Origin of the sequence: Synechococcus sp. H70.1 (assembly GCF_047502705.1) — a bacterium.
Classification (GTDB): Bacteria; Cyanobacteriota; Cyanobacteriia; order Thermostichales; family Thermostichaceae; genus Thermostichus.
Map to the genome: position 1 here is coordinate 1 of NZ_JANSIV010000011.1, position 2,014 is coordinate 2,014.

2 protein-coding genes are annotated in these 2,014 nt (G+C 62.3%); both read right to left on the reverse strand.

The window, feature by feature from the left end:
* Positions 1-173 precede the first annotated feature (173 nt).
* Positions 174-1,016, reverse strand: coding sequence for a universal stress protein (locus NW827_RS00625; protein WP_414359664.1), 843 nt, complete (start codon positions 1,014-1,016; stop codon positions 174-176).
* Positions 1,017-1,117: 101 nt separating this feature from the next.
* Positions 1,118-1,861 carry a hypothetical protein gene (locus tag NW827_RS00630; protein WP_414503206.1) on the reverse strand — a complete coding sequence of 248 codons (744 nt, stop codon included), beginning with the start codon at positions 1,859-1,861 and terminating at the stop codon, positions 1,118-1,120.
* Positions 1,862-2,014 lie beyond the last annotated feature (153 nt).

Genomic DNA, 2,014 nt, shown 5'->3' on the forward strand with positions numbered 1-2,014 from the left:
CTGGTTGCTGGACTTCTCTCGCGATGACCAGGGACGGTGGCAAGCCCTCACCCGCATGACCATTCCCCCCGGCGTCCCTGAACTCATCTTCGAGGCTTGGGCCGTCAGTCCGGATCGCCAGCAGCAAAGCGACCGCGTGACGGAGCGCCGTTCTATCCTGCCTTAGGGATCCCTCAGTCTCGGTCTTGGGCCGAGCGCACCATCAGCACAGGGCAGCCGATGTGCACCCGCACATAGTCGGAGATGGAGCGCCCCAGCAGCCGATCCAAGTCGGGGATGCTGCGGGCAATGCTGGGCCGGCGATCCGGGGATCCCATCACCAACAGGTCGGCCTTGCTCTCTTCCGCCAAGCGGACGATCTCGGCGCCGGGATCGCCGACCGCTGTAAACAGCCGGTGGGGAATTTGGCGGCTTTTGAGGGTGGCAATGGCTTTGTCTATAACCTCGTCCCGGCCTTGGGCGTCGGCATCCAGTTGTACCGAGGCCAGAAAAATCTGGGCTCCCGGGATACCGGCAACCAGATCCAGGGCTGTGGCAAAGGCAGCCTGGGCGGCAGGGGAGTTGTTGAGGGCCACCATGACGTGGCTGGGGTATTTGACGTAGGCGTCGTCTTTAACCAGCAGCATGGGGCAGGAGGCGAGCTGGAAGACGTATTGGCTGACCGAGTTCTGCAAAATGGCCATGATGCGGTTGCGCCCGCGGGATCCCATTACGATGAGGGGATTGGGCAGGGACTCGGCCACCTGCAACACCACCACCTTGGGATCCCCTTCCACCAGTTGGGTACTGATCTTTAGCCCAGGCCGCGGGGGAAAACTCTGCAGCGTCTGGGCCAACAGCTCCTGCCCCTTTTGCCAGGCAGCGCGCATGTCCTCAGCAGAGGTCTGGGAAGGCACCGCATGCAGCAGGGTTACGTGGCACTGGGCAAAGGCCGGCAAAGATAGCAGCGTGTGCACCATTTGCTCGGTGGGGCCGCTGCCGTCGATGGCGGCAACGATGTTTTCAAAGCGAGGCATGGGACCCGTTCTCCAGGCCAAGGTTTGCCAAGTCTCATCCTAGATCTGCCTCTGCCGATCCCTGCTGCCGCGGCAGATACCCCGCAACATTTTGTTGAGTTTTAGTAACTTAGCCACACATAGCCGGTGAAGCCGCCGCCGGCATTGGTGTTGCGGCCTGTTAAAAACTGAAACCCCCCTAGCCCCAGGGTCAGCCCCCTCTCTAGGCGCCAGTTGAGCTGGCCGGAAAGCTTGAGGTTGTTGTAGTCGGGATCCTGCACCGCCAGATCCCCAAAAAGGAGCGGGGCGCCGTTGCCAAGGGTGAAGTCGCCATCCAAAGCCACAATGGCCTGCACCTCAGGGCTGAGATCTGCCCCAAAGGTCAAGTTGGCCTTGAGACGGTCGCCGGGGTAGCCCAGGTAGTCCCGAAAGGTCAGACAGGAGTCGAAAAAGGCGGGCAGGGATCCCAGCTCGCCTGAAGCGGCCAGGCCGGCGCTGAGGTCGTAGCCGAAAACCCCATAGCCCAAGGGCAGGGGGGTGTTCTGGGTGGCATACCCCGGCGGGATCAGGGCCGTCAATTGAGCCGAGAAAAAGGGATCCCCCTCTCCCCAGGTGTGGCGCAGGCCCAGCTCCAGATCCCGCAGGCCCTGGTTGCGCTGGGTAACGGTCTCAGCCCCGCTGGCAAAGCGATTTTCCAGGAAAACGTAGCTGGTGTTGAGGTTGAGGGTGAGGCGATCGCTGAGGCCGGTTTCGCCAAACAGGTTGAGGCGGGTCTCGCCGTACTCGGAAAGGACCTGCTGCAGACGTCCCCCCTGGTCAAAGCGGGTGCGGGGTTGGTACACCTCGGGCTGGAGCGAGAAAAACATTTTCCCTGCCCCGCGAGGGAAGCCGCAGCCGGCCCAGACCGGTAGCTCCCACCCCCCCAAGACCAGTCACTATTACCCATCTGACGCTGCCGACCCAGCCATACGGGTAGACGTCGGTGGGCGCCGTTGCTATAAAAAAAAACAGGGTGGGCG

Coding starts and splice junctions, on each gene's coding strand:
- NW827_RS00625 (WP_414359664.1), bottom strand. CDS start 1,016: ATGCCTCGCTTTGAAAACATCGTTGCCGCCATCGACGGCAGCGGCCCC.
- NW827_RS00630 (WP_414503206.1), bottom strand. CDS start 1,861: ATGTTTTTCTCGCTCCAGCCCGAGGTGTACCAACCCCGCACCCGCTTT.